This is a genomic window from Tardiphaga sp. 215_C5_N2_1 (genome assembly GCF_052076055.1).
Taxonomy (GTDB): domain Bacteria; phylum Pseudomonadota; class Alphaproteobacteria; order Rhizobiales; family Xanthobacteraceae; genus Tardiphaga; species Tardiphaga robiniae.
This window is the reverse complement of record NZ_CP197240.1, coordinates 4,153,537-4,169,405: the sequence shown is the minus strand read 5'-3', so window position 1 is coordinate 4,169,405 and position 15,869 is coordinate 4,153,537. Positions and strand designations below refer to the sequence as shown.

The window sequence follows — 15,869 nt, the reverse complement described above, 5'->3', positions numbered from 1 at the left end:
CGACCTATGCTATCGATACGCATATCCGCACATAATAAGAACCGGGAGACATTCCATTGTCCAGAACTTTGCGAGTCTTGCTTGTCGCTGTGGCGACCCTTGCTGCCATGGCCAGTGTGCCCGTTGCGGTGCAAGCGCAGACCAAACCCAAGGTCACGTCGCTGGGGCCCGATTTCCCCAAGACCGAGATCTTCATCGGCAACAGCTTCTTCTATTTCAACAACAGCATGCACAGCCACGTGCTAGGGATGGTGCGCGCTGCCGATCCCGCCAACAGGACGAGCTACCAGGCGACCTCGGTGACCATCGGCGGCTCCGGCTTCGAATGGCATGATGTCGAGAGCTATTTCCGACCCAACGCCATCGCGTCCTATTCCTTCGACGATAATAACAACATCATCTTCAACAAGCGGGAGCGGCTGTTCGATGCTGCGATCATGATGGATTGCAGCCAGTGCCCGATCCATCCCAAGCTGAAGTCGGTCTTTACCGAATATGTGAAAAAGGATGCCGACATCGTCCGCGCCCATGGCGCGAAGCCGATCTTCTTCATGTCCTGGGCCTATGAAGACAAGCCGGAGATGACGCAGCAACTGGCCGAGGCCTATACGGTCGCCGGTAATGATAACAATGCCTTGGTGATTCCGGCAGGTCTGGCATTTGCGAGGGTGCGCGCGAAGCAGCCCGAGCTCAATCTGTACCAGCCCGACAGGCGTCATCCGAGCATGGCAGGCACATACCTTGCGTCCTGCGTGGTCTTCGCCGCGCTGACGGGCCGCTCGCCGGTGGGCAATCCGTATCTCGCGGGTATCGATGAAGCGACTGCGAAGATGCTGCAGACGGCGGCGTGGGAAACGGCGCAGGATTATTACGGGAAGTAGGCCGCCAGCTTCTCCCCGTCATTGCGAGCGCAGCGAAGCAATCCAGTCTTTCTTCGCCGAAGTGAAGAGCTGGATTGCCGCGTCGCTTCGCTCCTCGCAATGACGGAGGAAAGGCCTGAGCCGAGCGGGCTTAGCTCTTCTTCTGCAGATCCGGTGCATTCACCAGTGGGATCGCCACGCGTCCCGGTCCCGTCAGCGGCAGCGCCGCCGCTGCTTTCTCATTGGCCATGATCTTGGCCATCACGGCCTGTCCGGCGCGCTCGAACACCTCGCGGTTCTCGATGACGAATTGCTGCGACTTGCGCAGTGATGCGATGTAGCCGTTGATCTCCGGCACCACGTAGCGTGCCACCATGTCCCAGCTGCGCCTCGTGTTCTCGGGATTGGCCCAGTCATGCACGAAGCCGATGATGGTGCCGACACCGCCCGAGACCTGCATCAGGTTCTTGATGGTCTTGATGAGGTCATCCGGCGTGCCGATGGTCGAGGCCGCATTCTCGCCGCCCGCCGTCTTTTCCACTGCGTCCTCGGGTGAGGTGAAGGGCTGCAGGCCCGGTCGCTGCAGCGTGCCAACATTGTATTCGTTGTGCCAGCGCATCAGGCCGGGGCCGGCCTCACGCGCCGCCTGTTCGCGGGTCTCGGCGATATGCCAGGACAGCAGCACGCGCCAGTTGGCGCGGTCCACCGTGGTGCCGTGCTTCTTCGCGGCATCCTCCGCAAAGCCCCATTGCGTCGGCAGCGCCATCAATCCCTGCGTCGACATCGAGCCGAGCGAGATGATACCGATGCCGTATTTGCCGGCCAGCGTCATACCCGAAGGCGAGATCTGCGACGCAACCACGAAGGGCATCTCCTCCTGCAGCGGCAGGATCTGCAGCGCGGCGTCGTTCATGGTGAACCAGTCGCTTTTCGCGGTGACGCGCTCACCGTTGAACAGACGGCGGATGATGGCGATAGCTTCGTCCTGGCGGTCGCGCTGGGTCATCGGGTCGATGCCGAGCGTATGCGCGTCGGAGGCGAGCGCGCCCGGCCCGGAGCCGAAGATGGCGCGGCCGCCGGTCATGTGGTCGAGCTGCACCATGCGTTGCGCGACATTGTAGGGATGATGATAGGGCAGCGAGATCACGCCGGTCCCCAGGCGAATGCGCTTGGTACGTTCGCCTGCCGCGGCGAGGAACATTTCCGGCGAGGCGATCATCTCCCAGCCCGACGAATGATGCTCGCCGCACCAGAATTCATCGTAGCCGAGCGCATCGAGCTGCTCGACGAGATCGAGGTCCCGCCGGAACTGCAGCATCGGATGTTCGCCGATCGGATGATGCGGTGCGAGAAAGGCGCCGAACTTCACGCGAGCCATAGTGTTTCCTCTTTGTAATGTTTTTTAATGTTTTCGTTGCGCAGCCTATGGCCACATGTCGCGGCATTCAATGCAATCCGCTGCATGGCCGCGACGCGCTGCCGCACAATGCCGCCTTGCGGAACGATCGGGCCGATCACCATTTGATGGCTGCACCGCAGCGTTTCCCGCAGGCGGGCAGGAGGACCAATGAGCTACTTCAAGACCGCGATTCTGCTGGCCGGCATGACCGCCTTGTTCATGGGCGTCGGCTATCTCATGGGCGGCGCGTCGGGTGCGATGATCGCGCTGGTGGTCGCCGCTGGCATGAACATGTTCGCCTACTGGAATTCGGACCGCGCGGTGCTGTCGATGCACGGCGCCCAGCCGGTCGATATCAGCAACGCGCCGGACTTGTATCGCATGGTCGGCGAGCTCGCTCAGAACGCCGGCCTGCCGATGCCCAAGATTTACATCATGGACAATCAGCAGCCGAACGCCTTTGCGACCGGCCGGAATCCGGAGAACGCGGCCGTTGCCGTGACCACCGGCCTGATGCAGCAGTTGTCGCGCGAGGAACTCGCAGGCGTGGTGGCGCATGAGCTGGCGCATATCAAGCATCACGACACGCTGCTGATGACCATTACCGCGACAATTGCCGGTGCGATCTCGATGATCGCGCAGTTCGGCATGTTCTTCGGCGGCAACCGCAACAATAATGGCCCGGGCATGATCGGCCAGATAGCGCTGATGATCCTGGCGCCGCTCGCCGCCATGCTGGTGCAGATGGCGATCAGCCGGACCCGTGAATATGCCGCCGACGAGATGGGCGCGCGAATCTGCGGCCAACCGATGTGGCTCGCTTCGGCGCTGGCCAAGATCGACAACGCCGCGCATCAGATTCCCAACGAGGATGCCGAGCGCGCGCCGGCGACAGCGCATATGTTCATCATCAACCCGCTGTCGGGGCGTGCCATGGATAATCTGTTCACCACGCATCCCGCGACGCAAAATCGAATCGCAGCGCTGCAGCAGCTTGCGGGGCAGATGGGGGCACAGTCGCAGGTACCGACGCGATCCGCGCCTCAAGCAACTGGCCCGTGGAACGGCGGTCAGTCGCGTCCGCGCGGTCCGTGGGGCTAAAACCCATTTGGACTTAACGAGATTGGTCGCCGCGCAGCATCGTACGGTTCAATGAAAACCGGGCATGGCTGCGCGGCGATTCGTTGCGCGTGAGTCCGCTTGTTTCCACCTCGTGAATCGTCATCGTGTGCGCTCCTGAAACGGGGGCGCATGGCTCATGCTCGGACGCATTCTGACGGTTGGCTTGTTTGTTCTGTTCGGTGCGTGTGCGGCACAGGCCGATGCGACGATTCCCAACAAGGATATTCCCGGTGCCCGGGATAGTGCGCTGCTGAAGCGTTACGACGGCTCCTTCATCATCAGCTATGAGCGTCTCGCCTTCACTGACTTCACCATCCCGCTGTCGAAGCTCGAAAAGACGGGTGATAGCGACCGCGATCGCATGAACAATCAGGTCTACAAGCCGAACAAGGCGCTTGAAGTGGAAGGTGCGCGGACGCGCATCACCTATCTGCTTCCGGCCAACCGTTCGCCGCTCGAAGTGCTGCGAAACTATCAGGATGTGGTGAAAGCAGCCGGCGGCGAGGTTCTGTACACCTGCAAGACCGATGACTGCGGGGGCGATCCGACGCGCTCGGCCGCGGGCGGCGGCGGCGATATGAGCCTGCTGATGTATTTCGTCGCTGAAGCGCAGTTGAAAGACGGTGATTTCTCCAATGGCAAATGCGCCATGGCGTCTCATCTCGACGATCAGCGCTTCTTCGCTGCCAAGATCCCGCAAGTTGGCGGCGAAGCCTATGTCACCGTGCAGACCTATCTCGTGAAGGACGATCTGTACTGCAAGGCCTTCAACGAACGCACCGTGGCCGTCGTGCATATCGTCGAGCCGAAGCCGCGTGAGCAGAAGATGGTGGTCGTGAAGGCCGACGAGATGGCGAAGATCATCGGCTCTACCGGCCGCGTTGCGCTCTACGGAATATTCTTCGATACAGGCAAAGCCGACCTGAAGCCGGAATCATCGCCGACGCTGCAAGAGATCGCCGGGCTTCTGTCATCCGATCCCAAACTGGCCGTGTTGGTCGTTGGTCATACCGACAATCAGGGCGCCTATGACTACAATCTCGATCTGTCGCGCCGCCGTGCGGAGTCGGTTGTGGCGGCGCTCACCACGAGCTTCCGCGCCGATGGCAAGCGCCTGCGCGCAGCCGGTGTCGGCATGCTCGCGCCCGCAGCATCGAATGACCAGGATGACGGCCGCGCCAAGAACCGGCGTGTGGAGGTCGTCAAGCTGAACTGATCGCAACGGATGTTCGGCTGGGTGGGTTCGCCCGTGTCAGGTTCTTCGGATAGGCGCTGTTCTGTTGGAGAAGGCATATCTCTCCGGATTCGACCAAAGCCCAATAGTGTCGAAGAGGCCCACGGGGATATTGGTATCGGAAGTTGATGGAAAGGTTGTTGCCCGGACAGATAGAAGGGTAATTGCATGACGCCCGATGCCGTCGCCTTGGCCTCTATAGTCCTTCTGATTTTCTCGATGGGCTTCTTTCTGCTGTCGTCACCGGCCTTTCTGCTGGTGAGGCTGGATATCCCGGAAGTGACACAGCTGCTGCGGGGCCTGTTCCGCTCCTATTTCCTGATGGTCGCTATCGCCGGTGTCATCGCGACAACGGCCTTTGCACTGGCGGGTCGACTGGTTTTCACCATCGGCATCGGCTTGATCGCGGCTTTTGCGATCTGGGCGCGGGGCTGGTTCTTGCGGCGGATGGATAGTCAGATGAGCGCACGAGACGCCGGTGATGCCGAGGCCGTGCGCCGGCTCCGACGGATGCATTGGGGCGGCATGCTGTCGAACGCATTCCAGCTTGCCGCCATTATCGGCAGCATCCCCTACGTCATGTCGGCCTGATCAGCCTCGCAGCACAGCGATGTGCTGACGATAAAGCGCGATGGAGAATGCAGATGAGCAAGTTCTCATGGCGGTGGTTGTCACGTCAGAAGCCGAAGCCTTCGAATGCTGGGTCTCTGGATGCCGCGCAGGGTATCGAACGATTTGCAGGCAGCGATCGGCGTCAGTTACTTCAGGCGCTGTCGGCCATCGCCGGTGGCGGCGCTTTGGTCGCGCTGCCGCAAAGCTCGGATGCGAAAGATGCGAGCGAGCTGCCACCGCCCAAGCGGGTCGTGACCGGCCGCGATGAAGCCGGCAAGTCGGTGTTCAAGTCCTTCGATGTCACGTCCAAGGTCGTGGAGATCGATGCCAATCCCGGCCTGACATTCTACGAACTCTATAGGACCGAGGGCGTGCCGCAGCTCACCGGCTTGGAGGCGGATCCGATGCTCAAGGGAACGAAAGCGTTTCCCGGCCCGGGCGGTACGATGTTTCGGCTGATCTCCTATCCGCCCAGACGCCCCGAAGGCTGGAAGCCGCCGCCCGGCGTCACAATGGAAAGCGGGCTGCGCGAGTTGTCGGACAAGGTCCCGGGCATGGGGGATCATTTCGAGCGCGATGTGCCAGGCATGCACACGTCGGATACGATCGATTACGGTGTCGTGGTTCGCGGCGAGATGACGCTGGAATTGGACGATGGTCAGAAAGTCCATTTGCGTCAGGGCGACTGCGTCGTGCAGAACGGGACACGCCATCGCTGGCGCAACCCGTTGCCGGAGCCCTGTCTCATGGCGTTCATCTCGATTGGTGGCAAGCGCAGCTAGGACCTGGGCATGCCACGCGTGACGTCAGGCCATGAATCCATGTGGCCATGGTGCTTCTGCGCTACCGCGCCGTCATCCTGTTCCACGCATCCAGCCCGGCGATCTTGTAGGCCTCCGCCAGCGTCGGATAGTTGAATGTGTTCTGGATGAAGTAGTCGATCGTGCCTTTCAGGTTGAGCACGGCCTGGCCGATATGGATCAGCTCGGTCGCGCCTTCGCCAAGGATATGCACGCCGAGCAGGCGGCGGGTCTTGGTCGAGAAGATCATCTTCATCATGCCGCTATCCAGGCCCATGATATGGCCGCGCGAGGTCTCGCGAAAGCGCGCGACGCCGACCTCATAGGGAATGCCCTTCTGGCGCACTTCCTCTTCGGTGAGGCCGGTTGTGGAAATCTCCGGCACCGAATAGATGCCGTAGGGAAAGAACTCCGGGGGCGCCAGCGGTTCCATCCCGAGGGCGTGGCAGGCGGCAACGCGGCCTTGCTCCATCGATGTGGAGGCCAGTGAAGGAAAGCCGATGACATCGCCCGCCGCATAGATATGCGGCACGCTGGTCTGCAGCGTTACGGGATCGACGGCAATGCGACCGCGGTGATCGACGGCGATGCCGGCAGCATCGAGATTGAGCCGGTCGGTCGCGCCGACGCGGCCGGCGGCGAACAGCAACATCTCGGACGTGACGTTGCGGCCGTCAGCGAGCCGGGTGACGATCTGGCCATGTGCGTTCTGCTCGATCGCATTGACCTTGGAGCCGAGCCGTAGCGCGACATTGCGGTCGCGCAGCTCATGCATGAATTCGTCGATCAGCTCCTTGTCGATGAAGTCGAGAAAGGTCGGCCGCGGTTCGATCAGGGTGACGGCAACATCGAGCGCGCTGAAGATGGTCGCATATTCGACGCCGATCACGCCGGCGCCGATGACTGCGAGGCTGCGCGGCAGTTTCGGCAGGTCGATGATCTCGTCGCTGTCGAACACTGTCTTGTTGTCGAATGGGACATAATCCGGCCGGAACGGGCGGGTGCCGCAGGCAATCAGGATATGACCGGCGGTGACATTCTTGATCTCGTTCTTCTCGTTGGCGATCTCGATCTGGTGCGGCCCGGTGAAACGTGCCTCGCCGAGCGCCGTCTTCACGGCATTGCGGCTGAACTGATGCTCCAGCACCTCAACCTCGTGGTCGAGTGTCTTCTGCAGCCGCACAATCAGGTCGTGGGCATCGATGTCCTGTTTCACCCGATAGGAACGGCCGTAGAAGCCGCGCTCGCGCCAGCCGGACAGGTTGAGCACGGTCTCGCGCAGGGTCTTCGATGGAATGGTGCCGGTATGGACCGAGACGCCGCCGACCCGCCGGCCCTTCTCCACCACCAGCACGGACTTGCCGAGCTTGGCGAACTGGACGGCAGCACGCCGGCCAGAGGGGCCGGAGCCGATCACGATCATGTCGTAGTCATACATCGAAGAGGCCTCGAAACCGGAAGGGCCGGCATATGCAATCGCTTCGCCATGCAGCAATCGGGCCACAGGCGGTATCTTCCTGCACGAGGAATGCAAATTCGGTGTGACTTGGACGGGGAGATCGACCTGCGAAGCCGGGCCTGCGGTCAGCGCGCCACCAATTCCGACGGGAGAGTTCAATTGAATAAAGCTACCTCCGAGGTAATCGACGCGATGACTGGAAGCTGGGATCAAAGTGGGCGGCTGCTTCAGGCCGAACCGTTGAGCGAGGCGCTACCATGCACCAGATCGTTGCCAATCCTGTCGACTCCACGCGCCGCTGGTGGGTGCTGGCGATCGTCGTTGCGGCGCAGTTCATGTTTGGGGTCGATGCCTTTATCGTCAATGTCGCGATCCCAACCATCGCGGCCGAGCTTCGTGCCAGCGCGGCGCAGATCGAGGCCGTTATTGCGGTCTATCTGATCGGATACGCGACGCTGGTGATCACCGGCGGCCGGCTCGGTGACATCCACGGCACCAGGAACACCTTTCTCGCCGGCGTGCTTGGCTTCACCCTGACCTCGCTGTGGTGCGGGCTCGCGCAGTCCGGGCCGGAGCTGATTCTGGCGCGGCTGGCACAGGGTGCCACTGCGGCGCTGATGGTGCCGCAGGTGCTGGCCACCATCCATGTGCTGTTTGTGGATGAAGAAACCCGCGCCCGCGCCTTCGCCGTCTACGGCATCGTGCTCGGCCTTGCCGGCGCTGCGGGCTTTCTGCTCGGTGGCCTTCTGGTGACGATGGACCTCGCAGGCCTCGGCTGGCGTGCGGTGTTCTTCGTCAATGTACCGGTGGGGCTTGTCATCACAGTGGCTGCGTGGCGGCTGATGCCATCCGTTCCCCGCCGTCCAGGCACGCGGCTGGATATACCGGGCGCGCTGGTGCTGTTCGCCGGATTGCTCGGTCTGATCGGCCCACTGCTGTTCGGGCACGAACTGCACTGGGCGCTGTCTGTGTGGCTGGCGATGGCAGCGGGTGCGGCAGTGATCGCCGGCTTCGTCCGGCTGGAGCGCCGTGTCGCGTTGCGCGGTGGCATGCCGCTGATCGATCTGGCGTTGCTCGCGGATGCTGCTTTCATGCGCGGGCTGTGCGCGGTGTTCTTTTTCTTCTTCGCCAATCTGTCATTTTACCTGGTGATGACATTGTTCATGCAGAATACGCTGCACATGCCGCCGCTGCGGGCCGGTTTTATTTTCGTACCGCTGGCGCTGGCCTTCGTTGTCGCATCCCGTCACAGCGGCATGCGGTCACGCCATCGTGGCACGCTGGTGCTGATCGAGGGCTGCGTGGTGCAGGTCATCGGTCTTGCCGCACTGGCCGCAACGGTGCTGGCCGTCAACGCGTCGTCTGCATCGCTGCTGGCGGTGCCGCTTGCCGTGTTCGGTTACGGTCAGGGTCTGGTCATGGCGCCGCTGTCCAGTGCTGTGCTGTCGACTGTACAAACGTCGAGCGCGGGAGCCGGCTCGGGCATGTACGGCACCACGACACAAATCGCCAATGCAGCCGGCGTTGCTGCGATCGGCGCGGTCTATTTCGCGGTGCAATCCGAGGCATCGGCAGTCATCGCGCTGCTCGCAAGCTTCGCATTGTGCGTGTTGTCGGTCGCCGCCTGTGCGGGCTTTCTGCTATGGATGCGCCGCGCGGGCGCCGCATAGAATTCCAGCACAGCGTTTGATCGTCCAGCACGCGCCTTGACAGGTCAATCGCGATGGCTTGATATTGGGGCATGGGGACAAAGCGATCTCCCCACGAGGCGACATGCCCAAGTATCGCGTCCCGCATTCCTGCAAGGACGCGCCATGTCATCGATTAACAGCATTTCCGTTGAAAAACTCGTTCGCCTGATCGGGACGCCGAAATGTCCCGCGCTCGTCGATGTTCGCACCGACGAGGATTTCGCCCTGTCGCCGTTTCTCCTGCCAGGTTCGGTCCGGCGGCCATTCGGCGACGTGAATGGCTGGGCCGCGGCGCTGCGCGGTCGGTCCGCCATGGTGATCTGCCAGAAAGGTCTCAAGCTCAGTCACGGCGTTGCCGCGCTGCTGCGCGATGCCGGTATCCCGGCAGAGGTTCTGGAAGGCGGGTATTTCGCATGGGAGAGTGCAGGCCTGCCGCGCGTTCCCACCAGCAAGCTGCCGCCGCAAAACCCGCAGGGCCGCACTTTGTGGGTGACGCGCGAACGCCCAAAGATCGACCGCATTGCCTGTCCCTGGCTGATCCGGCGTTTCATCGATCCGGCGGCTCTGTTCATGTTCGTTGCGCCGTCGGAAGTGTCGGCAGTCGGCGAGAAATTCGATGCTGCGCCCTTCGATATCGAAGGCGTGTTCTGGAGCCATCGCGGCGAGCTCTGTACCTTCGATGTGATGATCGAGGAATTCGGCCTCACCACGCCGCCGTTGCTGCGGCTGGCTACCATTGTCCGCGCAGCGGATACAGCACGGCTCGATCTCGCCCCGGAAGCGCCGGGCCTGCTGGCGGCGTCACTCGGCCTGTCGCGGATGTATGCCGACGATCTCGAGCAGCTTGAGGCTGGACTGAATCTGTACGATGCGTTCTATCGCTGGTGCCGCGATGCCGGCACCGAAACCCACAACTGGCCGACAGCAAAGACGAAAGCTTGAGATGGCGGAAGCAACTTCGGTCACACCGCCAGCCATTCCCGAGCCGCAGACCCACGGCGTTTCCTTCTCGGAGGCATTTTCGGTGTGGCTCCGGATCGCGTTGCTTTCCTTCGGCGGTCCGGCCGGGCAGATCGCGGTGATGCATCGCATCCTCGTCGATGAGAAGCGCTGGGTGTCGGAGAGCCGGTTTCTGCATGCACTGAACTATTGCATGCTGTTGCCGGGCCCGGAGGCGCAGCAGCTTGCGACCTATATCGGCTGGCTGATGCACCGGACCGCTGGCGGGCTGATGGCCGGTGGGCTGTTCATCCTTCCCGGTGCGATCTGCATCATGGTGCTGAGCTGGATTTACGCTGCATTCGGTAATGTCGGCATCGTCGCGGCGCTGTTCTTCGGCCTGAAGGCCGCAGTGCTCGCGATCGTGCTGCAGGCGGTGGTGCGAGTCGGTAGTCGTGCACTGAAGAACGATGTGATGCGCGCGCTGGCGGCCATCGCCTTTCTCGCGATCTTCTTTCTCGACGTGCCATTCCCGGTGATTGTTTTCGGTGCGGCAGCGATTGGCTTCCTCGGCGGTCGGGCCGGTCTGTCGGCCTTCACGGTGAGTGCGGGCCACGGGTCATCAGGCGGCGGCGACGCTGATAGTTTGCTCGGAGATCAACTTCCTCTCCATGCCCGGCCGAGTGTACGGCAGTCGCTCACCGTTGCGGTCGTCTGGCTGGTGCTGTGGCTTACGCCCGTCGCTGTGCTGCTCGTGGCGTTCGGCAGCAATGATGTGTTCAGCCAGATTGCCGTTTTCTTCTCCAAGATGGCGATGGTCACCTTTGGCGGTGCCTATGCGGTTCTCGCTTATGTCGCGCAGCAGGCCGTCGATCACTACGCATGGCTGAAGCCGGGTGAGATGCTCGATGGCCTTGGCATGGCCGAAACCACGCCTGGTCCGTTGATCATGGTGCTGCAATTCGTGGGCTTCATGGCCGCCTTCCGCGCACCGGGGATGTTGCCGCCGCTGCTGGCGGGCACGCTTGGTGGATTGCTCGCGACCTGGGTGACCTTTGCGCCGTGCTTTCTCTGGATTTTCCTCGGGGCGCCGTTCGTCGAAACTCTTCGTGGCAACCGCGCGCTGAGCGCCGCGCTGGCGGCGATTACCGCCGCAGTGGTCGGCGTCATCCTCAACCTGGCGATATGGTTCGCCATCCACACGATGTTTCGGGAGGTGAAACCTGTTCGCACGCTCGGACTCAGCTTCGACATGCCGGTTCTGCAGAGCGTCAATGGATGGGCTGTCGCGCTGTCGGTCGCGGCGCTGCTTGGGGTCTTCTATCTGAGGATTGGTTTGCTGCAGATCCTGTTGGCTTGTGCAGGCGCGGGCGTGCTTTTGCACATCGTCGGTCTGGTGTGACGTCAATCGCGAAACCGTGTGCGGAACCGGTAATTGACGGCCGACGGAACAGGAACGTTTCGAACCACGTCGCGTTGAAGGCCGTTCACTCAACAGGAGCTGACCATGCGGAAAACCATTCTTGTTGCGATCTGCGCCACGGCCATCGGCGCTACTCCGTTCGCAGCCTTTGCCCAGGCGACCGGCCCGTCCGGCCAGGATTCGACCAAGATGGGCACCGGCACGACGGCGAAGGAAGGCGAGACCAAGGCCACGGGCACCCAGGGAATGTCGAAAAATAGCGCGAAGAAGGATTCCATGCACAAGGACGGCATGAAGAAAGACAAGATGATGAAGAACGAGATGAAACAATAACTCGTCATCTCTCCCCGACTCGCCCCGTATGGCGTGGCCATGTTATGGCCGGCCCTGCGGGGCTTCCTTTGCAATATAGGTAATTTCGGAAGCGTCCGTGGCGCCTCTCGTTTCGTTGATAGGTATATTGAAACCGTATTTGTTTTATTTTGCAGTGCAGCAACCATATGTCGTTGGTACTGTTGTATAAGCCTGACGACCTAGGAGCTGCCGTGTCTCTTGCCGATAATATCGATTTCCTCCGCAATCTCCCGAAACCGCCCGGAATCAATACGTTGCAGGGGTTGGCGCGCGGCCGTGCGTCGGCAGGTTTGAGTCCGATCAGCGAATCAACGGGTTTCGGCAGCAATCCCGGCGACCTCCGTATGTTCAGTTACGTGCCCGCCACGCTGGCAGCAAATCCGGCATTGGTCGTCGTGCTGCACGGATGCACCCAGAACGCTGCGGGCTATGACAATGGCACGGGCTGGTCTGCTCTCGCCGAGCGCTATGGTTTCGCGCTGCTGATGCCCGAGCAGAAGTCATCCAATAATGGCAACACCTGCTTCAACTGGTTCAATGCCGATGACATCGCGCGCGACAGCGGCGAGGCGCTCTCGATCCGTGAGATGATCGAGCAGATGGCCGTGGACCACGATGTGGATCGCAAGCGTATCTTCGTTACGGGTTTGTCGGCCGGCGGCGCGATGACCTCGGTGATGCTCGCGACCTATCCCGACGTGTTTGCTGCTGGTGCCATCATCGCAGGCCTGCCTTACGGTATCGCCACCACCATGCAGGAAGCGCTTAGCGGTATGTATCGCGCGGCGCCGCGTGCCGCGAACGATCTCGGCAACCTCGTGCGCAAGGCATCGCCGCATACCGGTGAGTGGCCGAAAGTGTCCGTCTGGCATGGTAGTGCCGATCGCACCGTCAATCCGGCCAATGCCGGCGAGATCGTCAAGCAATGGCTCGACCTTCACGGCCTGCCGCCCGCACCGATGTCCGCCGTGGATGTCGACGGCTATCCGCGCGAGGTGTGGTGGAACAAGGACGGTGAAACCGTCGTGGAATCCTACACGATCACCGACATGGCGCATGGCACGCCGCTGGCGATTGCCGGACAGGACGAGCCCTATGGCGCGGCCGGTGCCTTCCTGCTCGAAGTCGGCATCTCATCCTCGTATCATATCGCGCAGTTCTTCGGCCTTACTCGGCAGCTTGCTCCGCGCAATGTCGAAGCTGCAGCCGTGGAACCAGCGGCTCCGGCGGATGCCACTGTCTCATCGGTGACGCAAAAGCCGCGCACGTCAGGCGATCGACGCGCCGCGCGCCGCGATCCCGTAGGACGGCGGTCTATCGATATCAACGGTGCCATTACTCGTGCCCTCACGGCTGCCGGTCTCATCAAGTCACCCTGACAAGTAACAGGCGTGATCGGCGCCGATTTGCGCCAGGTCTGACAGGGCGCTAAGTTCTCAAGATACGTCAGACTGGTCTTGCGTACCGATTGCCCGCGCATGTTGGATGCCCATCGACCGAATTCGCCCGACTTTCTCGCCGGTGGAGGCGAGATGGGGGCGTTGATGCGCGCTTACGATTGGGCATCGCATCCGATCGGAGCACCGGACACCTGGCCGCAGAGTCTGCGCACCGCGATCCGGATCGTTCTGAATACCAACCACCCGATGTTCATCTGGTGGGGACCGGACCTCATCCAGTTCTATAATGACGCCTATGCGCTGACCATGGATGCACGACAGCATCACGCAGGGCTGGGCGCGCGTGGCCGTGAATTCTGGCATGAGATCTGGCCCATCATCGGCCCGCAGATCGCGCAGGTGATGAGTGGCGGCGGTGCCACCTGGCACGAAAACCAGCTGATCCCCATGACGCGCAATGGCAAGCTCGAACACAGCTATTGGACCTACAGCTACAGTCCGCTCGATCTGGATGACGGCGTCGGCGGCGTGCTGGTGGTTTGCCGCGATGTCACCCGGGATCATGAAGCGACCATTGTCTTGCGCGAGCGAGAAGCAGAGCTTGCGCGCGTGCAGCAGATCGGCCAGATCGGTGGTCTCGAAGTCGATCTGCGTACCGGCTTCCGCAATCGTCGATCGCCCGAATATCTGATCGTTCATGGTTTGCCGCCGGAAGCAGCCAACGAGTCGCACGAAGATTGGGTGCGTCGCATCCACCCCGAGGATCGCGAGGCGACGGAGCAGAAGTTTCGCGACGCTGTGAAAAGCGGCGTGCGCGACTATACTGTGCAGTATCGCATCATTCGCCCCAGCGATGGCCAGACCCGCTGGATTTCGGTGCGGTCCTATATCGAGCGCGACGACGCGGGAAAGCCGCTGCGGCTGGTCGGTGCGCATACCGACGTCACCGATCAGGTGCTGGCAGAGCAGGCGCTGCGCAAGAGCGAGGATGAGGCGCGTCAGCTCGCGGCAAAACTAGCAGACCTCAATGAGACGCTGGAACAGCGCGTGCGCGACAAGACGCGTGAGCGCGACCGGATCTGGAGCGTGTCGCAGGATCTCCTGATGGTCGCCGACCATGATGGCGTCTGGCGCACCGTCAATCCGGCCTGGACGCGCACGCTCGGCTGGAGCGAGGCCGAGCTGCTCAACAAGACCTCGCGCTGGCTCGAGCATCCCGAGGATCAGGCCAGGACGATGGCCGAGGTCGATAAGCTTGCTGCCGGCGAGCCGACGATCCGCTTCGAGAATCGCCTTCGCCACAAGGATGGCTCCTATCGCTGGCTGTCCTGGACGGCGGTGCCGGATCAGAACCAGATCTATTGCGTGGCGCGCGATGTCACAGCCGAGAAGGCTGCCGCCGAGCGCCTTAAAAACACTGAAGAGGCGCTGCGACAGTCGCAGAAGATGGAGGCTGTCGGTCAGCTCACCGGCGGCATCGCGCATGACTTCAACAACCTGCTCACCGGCATCGTCGGCTCGCTCGACCTGATGCAGACACGGCTCGGTCAGGGTCGCACCGACAATATCGCGCGCTATATCGACGCTGCGATGACCTCGGCCAATCGTGCGGCTGCGCTGACGCACCGGTTGCTGGCCTTCGCGCGGCGGCAACCGCTGATTCCGAAAAGCGTCGATGCCAATATGCTGATCGTCTCGCTGGAGGATCTGTTGCGCCGGACCATCGGCGAGACGCTGGATCTCGATATCGCGGCGGCGCCCGATTTGTGGTGCACGCTGTGCGATCCGAACCAGTTGGAGAGCGCGTTGCTCAATCTGGCGATCAATGCGCGGGACGCGATGCCTGATGGTGGGCACCTGAAGATCGCGACACAGAATGTGCGCGTCGATGCCATCAATGCCAATGCGCCGGCTCTGACGCCCGGCGACTATATCTGCATCAGCGTCAGCGACAGCGGAACCGGCATGAGCCCGGAGGTCGTGACGCGCGCCTTCGATCCGTTCTTCACGACAAAGCCGATCGGGCAGGGCACGGGTCTTGGCCTATCGATGATCTACGGCTTCGCGCGTCAATCCAATGGACATGTCAGCATCGACAGCAGGCTCGATATCGGGACGACCGTGAAATTGTATCTCCCGCGCCATGAGGGAGACGCTGCCGCACAGGATGCGCCCCCGCTGAAGGGCGATCAGCATGTGGCCGCAAGCGAAACCCTGCTGGTGGTCGAGGATGAGCCGGTGGTGCGCTCTGTCATCGTCGATATGTTGCGGGACGAAGGCTATCGCGTGCTCGAGGCAGTTGATGGTCCGTCGGGCTTGCGGGTCCTGCGCGAGACGCCGAATATCGATCTGCTGGTCACCGATATCGGGCTGCCCGGCATGAACGGCCGTCAGCTTGCCGATCAAGCGCGCGAGGCGCGGCCGGACTTGAAGATCCTGTTCATCACCGGTTATTCCGAAAGCGTCGTTATGGCGAAAGGCTTTCTGCTGCCTGGGATGGAGATGATCACCAAGCCGTTCGACCTCGATCATTTCCTGCGACGCATCCGCGCGATGGTCACGAGCTAAAGCGTTTT

General features: G+C 61.8%; 14 protein-coding genes. 11 read left to right on the top strand and 3 right to left on the bottom strand.

Annotated elements, in window-relative coordinates:
- Nucleotides 1–107: 107 nt before the first annotated feature.
- Nucleotides 108–881, top strand: a complete 774-nt coding sequence (locus AB7828_RS19805; protein ID WP_441232279.1) for a DUF4886 domain-containing protein — start codon at nucleotides 108–110, stop codon at nucleotides 879–881.
- Between the two features lie 130 nt (nucleotides 882–1,011).
- Here AB7828_RS19805 and AB7828_RS19800 read toward each other — a convergent pair whose 3' ends face one another.
- The gene (locus AB7828_RS19800; RefSeq protein WP_441230974.1) at nucleotides 1,012–2,238 is read right to left on the bottom strand and encodes an LLM class flavin-dependent oxidoreductase; all 1,227 of its coding nucleotides are present in this window, start codon (nucleotides 2,236–2,238) and stop codon (nucleotides 1,012–1,014) included.
- On the bottom strand, nucleotides 2,226–2,381 hold the full coding sequence (locus tag AB7828_RS19795; RefSeq protein ID WP_231078790.1) for a hypothetical protein: 156 nt from the start codon (nucleotides 2,379–2,381) through the stop codon (nucleotides 2,226–2,228). The genes AB7828_RS19800 and AB7828_RS19795 overlap by 13 nt, the downstream gene beginning before the upstream one ends.
- 46 nt (nucleotides 2,382–2,427) lie before the next feature.
- Between AB7828_RS19795 and htpX the strand changes: the two genes are divergently transcribed.
- The 4 genes from htpX (at nucleotide 2,428) to AB7828_RS19775 (ending at nucleotide 6,009) form a co-directional block, all read left to right on the top strand.
- A complete protein-coding gene (htpX, locus tag AB7828_RS19790) occupies nucleotides 2,428–3,360 on the top strand; it encodes a zinc metalloprotease HtpX (RefSeq protein ID WP_441230973.1) in 933 nt (310 codons plus the stop codon).
- Between the two features lie 157 nt (nucleotides 3,361–3,517).
- Nucleotides 3,518–4,597, top strand: a complete 1,080-nt coding sequence (locus tag AB7828_RS19785; RefSeq protein ID WP_441230972.1) for a DUF4892 domain-containing protein — start codon at nucleotides 3,518–3,520, stop codon at nucleotides 4,595–4,597.
- A gap of 186 nt (nucleotides 4,598–4,783) precedes the next feature.
- The gene (locus AB7828_RS19780) at nucleotides 4,784–5,206 is read left to right on the top strand and encodes a hypothetical protein (RefSeq protein WP_441230971.1); all 423 of its coding nucleotides are present in this window, start codon (nucleotides 4,784–4,786) and stop codon (nucleotides 5,204–5,206) included.
- A gap of 53 nt (nucleotides 5,207–5,259) precedes the next feature.
- Entirely contained in the window at nucleotides 5,260–6,009 is a 750-nt protein-coding gene (locus AB7828_RS19775) for a cupin domain-containing protein (protein WP_441230970.1), read from the top strand.
- Between the two features lie 61 nt (nucleotides 6,010–6,070).
- Here the strand turns inward: AB7828_RS19775 and sthA are convergent, their stop codons facing one another.
- Complete coding sequence (sthA, locus tag AB7828_RS19770) at nucleotides 6,071–7,465, bottom strand: Si-specific NAD(P)(+) transhydrogenase (RefSeq protein WP_441232278.1); 1,395 nt, start codon at nucleotides 7,463–7,465, stop codon at nucleotides 6,071–6,073.
- 278 nt (nucleotides 7,466–7,743) lie between these two features.
- Between sthA and AB7828_RS19765 the strand changes: the two genes are divergently transcribed.
- From AB7828_RS19765 to AB7828_RS19740, 6 genes are all read left to right on the top strand, one after another.
- Nucleotides 7,744–9,156 (top strand): MFS transporter, encoded by a 1,413-nt coding sequence (locus AB7828_RS19765; RefSeq protein WP_441230969.1) that lies wholly within the window; start codon nucleotides 7,744–7,746, stop codon nucleotides 9,154–9,156.
- 144 nt (nucleotides 9,157–9,300) lie between these two features.
- Nucleotides 9,301–10,119 (top strand): chromate resistance protein ChrB domain-containing protein, encoded by an 819-nt coding sequence (locus tag AB7828_RS19760; RefSeq protein ID WP_441230968.1) that lies wholly within the window; start codon nucleotides 9,301–9,303, stop codon nucleotides 10,117–10,119.
- A gap of 1 nt (nucleotide 10,120) precedes the next feature.
- Nucleotides 10,121–11,518: a chromate efflux transporter gene (gene chrA / locus AB7828_RS19755; protein WP_441230967.1), complete on the top strand. Its 1,398-nt coding sequence runs from the start codon at nucleotides 10,121–10,123 to the stop codon at nucleotides 11,516–11,518.
- A gap of 105 nt (nucleotides 11,519–11,623) precedes the next feature.
- Nucleotides 11,624–11,872 carry a hypothetical protein gene (locus tag AB7828_RS19750; protein ID WP_093757628.1) on the top strand — a complete coding sequence of 83 codons (249 nt, stop codon included), beginning with the start codon at nucleotides 11,624–11,626 and terminating at the stop codon, nucleotides 11,870–11,872.
- A 212-nt stretch (nucleotides 11,873–12,084) separates the two neighbouring features.
- The gene (locus AB7828_RS19745; protein ID WP_441230966.1) at nucleotides 12,085–13,272 is read left to right on the top strand and encodes an extracellular catalytic domain type 1 short-chain-length polyhydroxyalkanoate depolymerase; all 1,188 of its coding nucleotides are present in this window, start codon (nucleotides 12,085–12,087) and stop codon (nucleotides 13,270–13,272) included.
- A 99-nt stretch (nucleotides 13,273–13,371) separates the two neighbouring features.
- On the top strand, nucleotides 13,372–15,861 hold the full coding sequence (locus tag AB7828_RS19740; protein ID WP_441230965.1) for a PAS domain-containing protein: 2,490 nt from the start codon (nucleotides 13,372–13,374) through the stop codon (nucleotides 15,859–15,861).
- The last annotated feature ends 8 nt before the right edge of the window (nucleotides 15,862–15,869 follow it).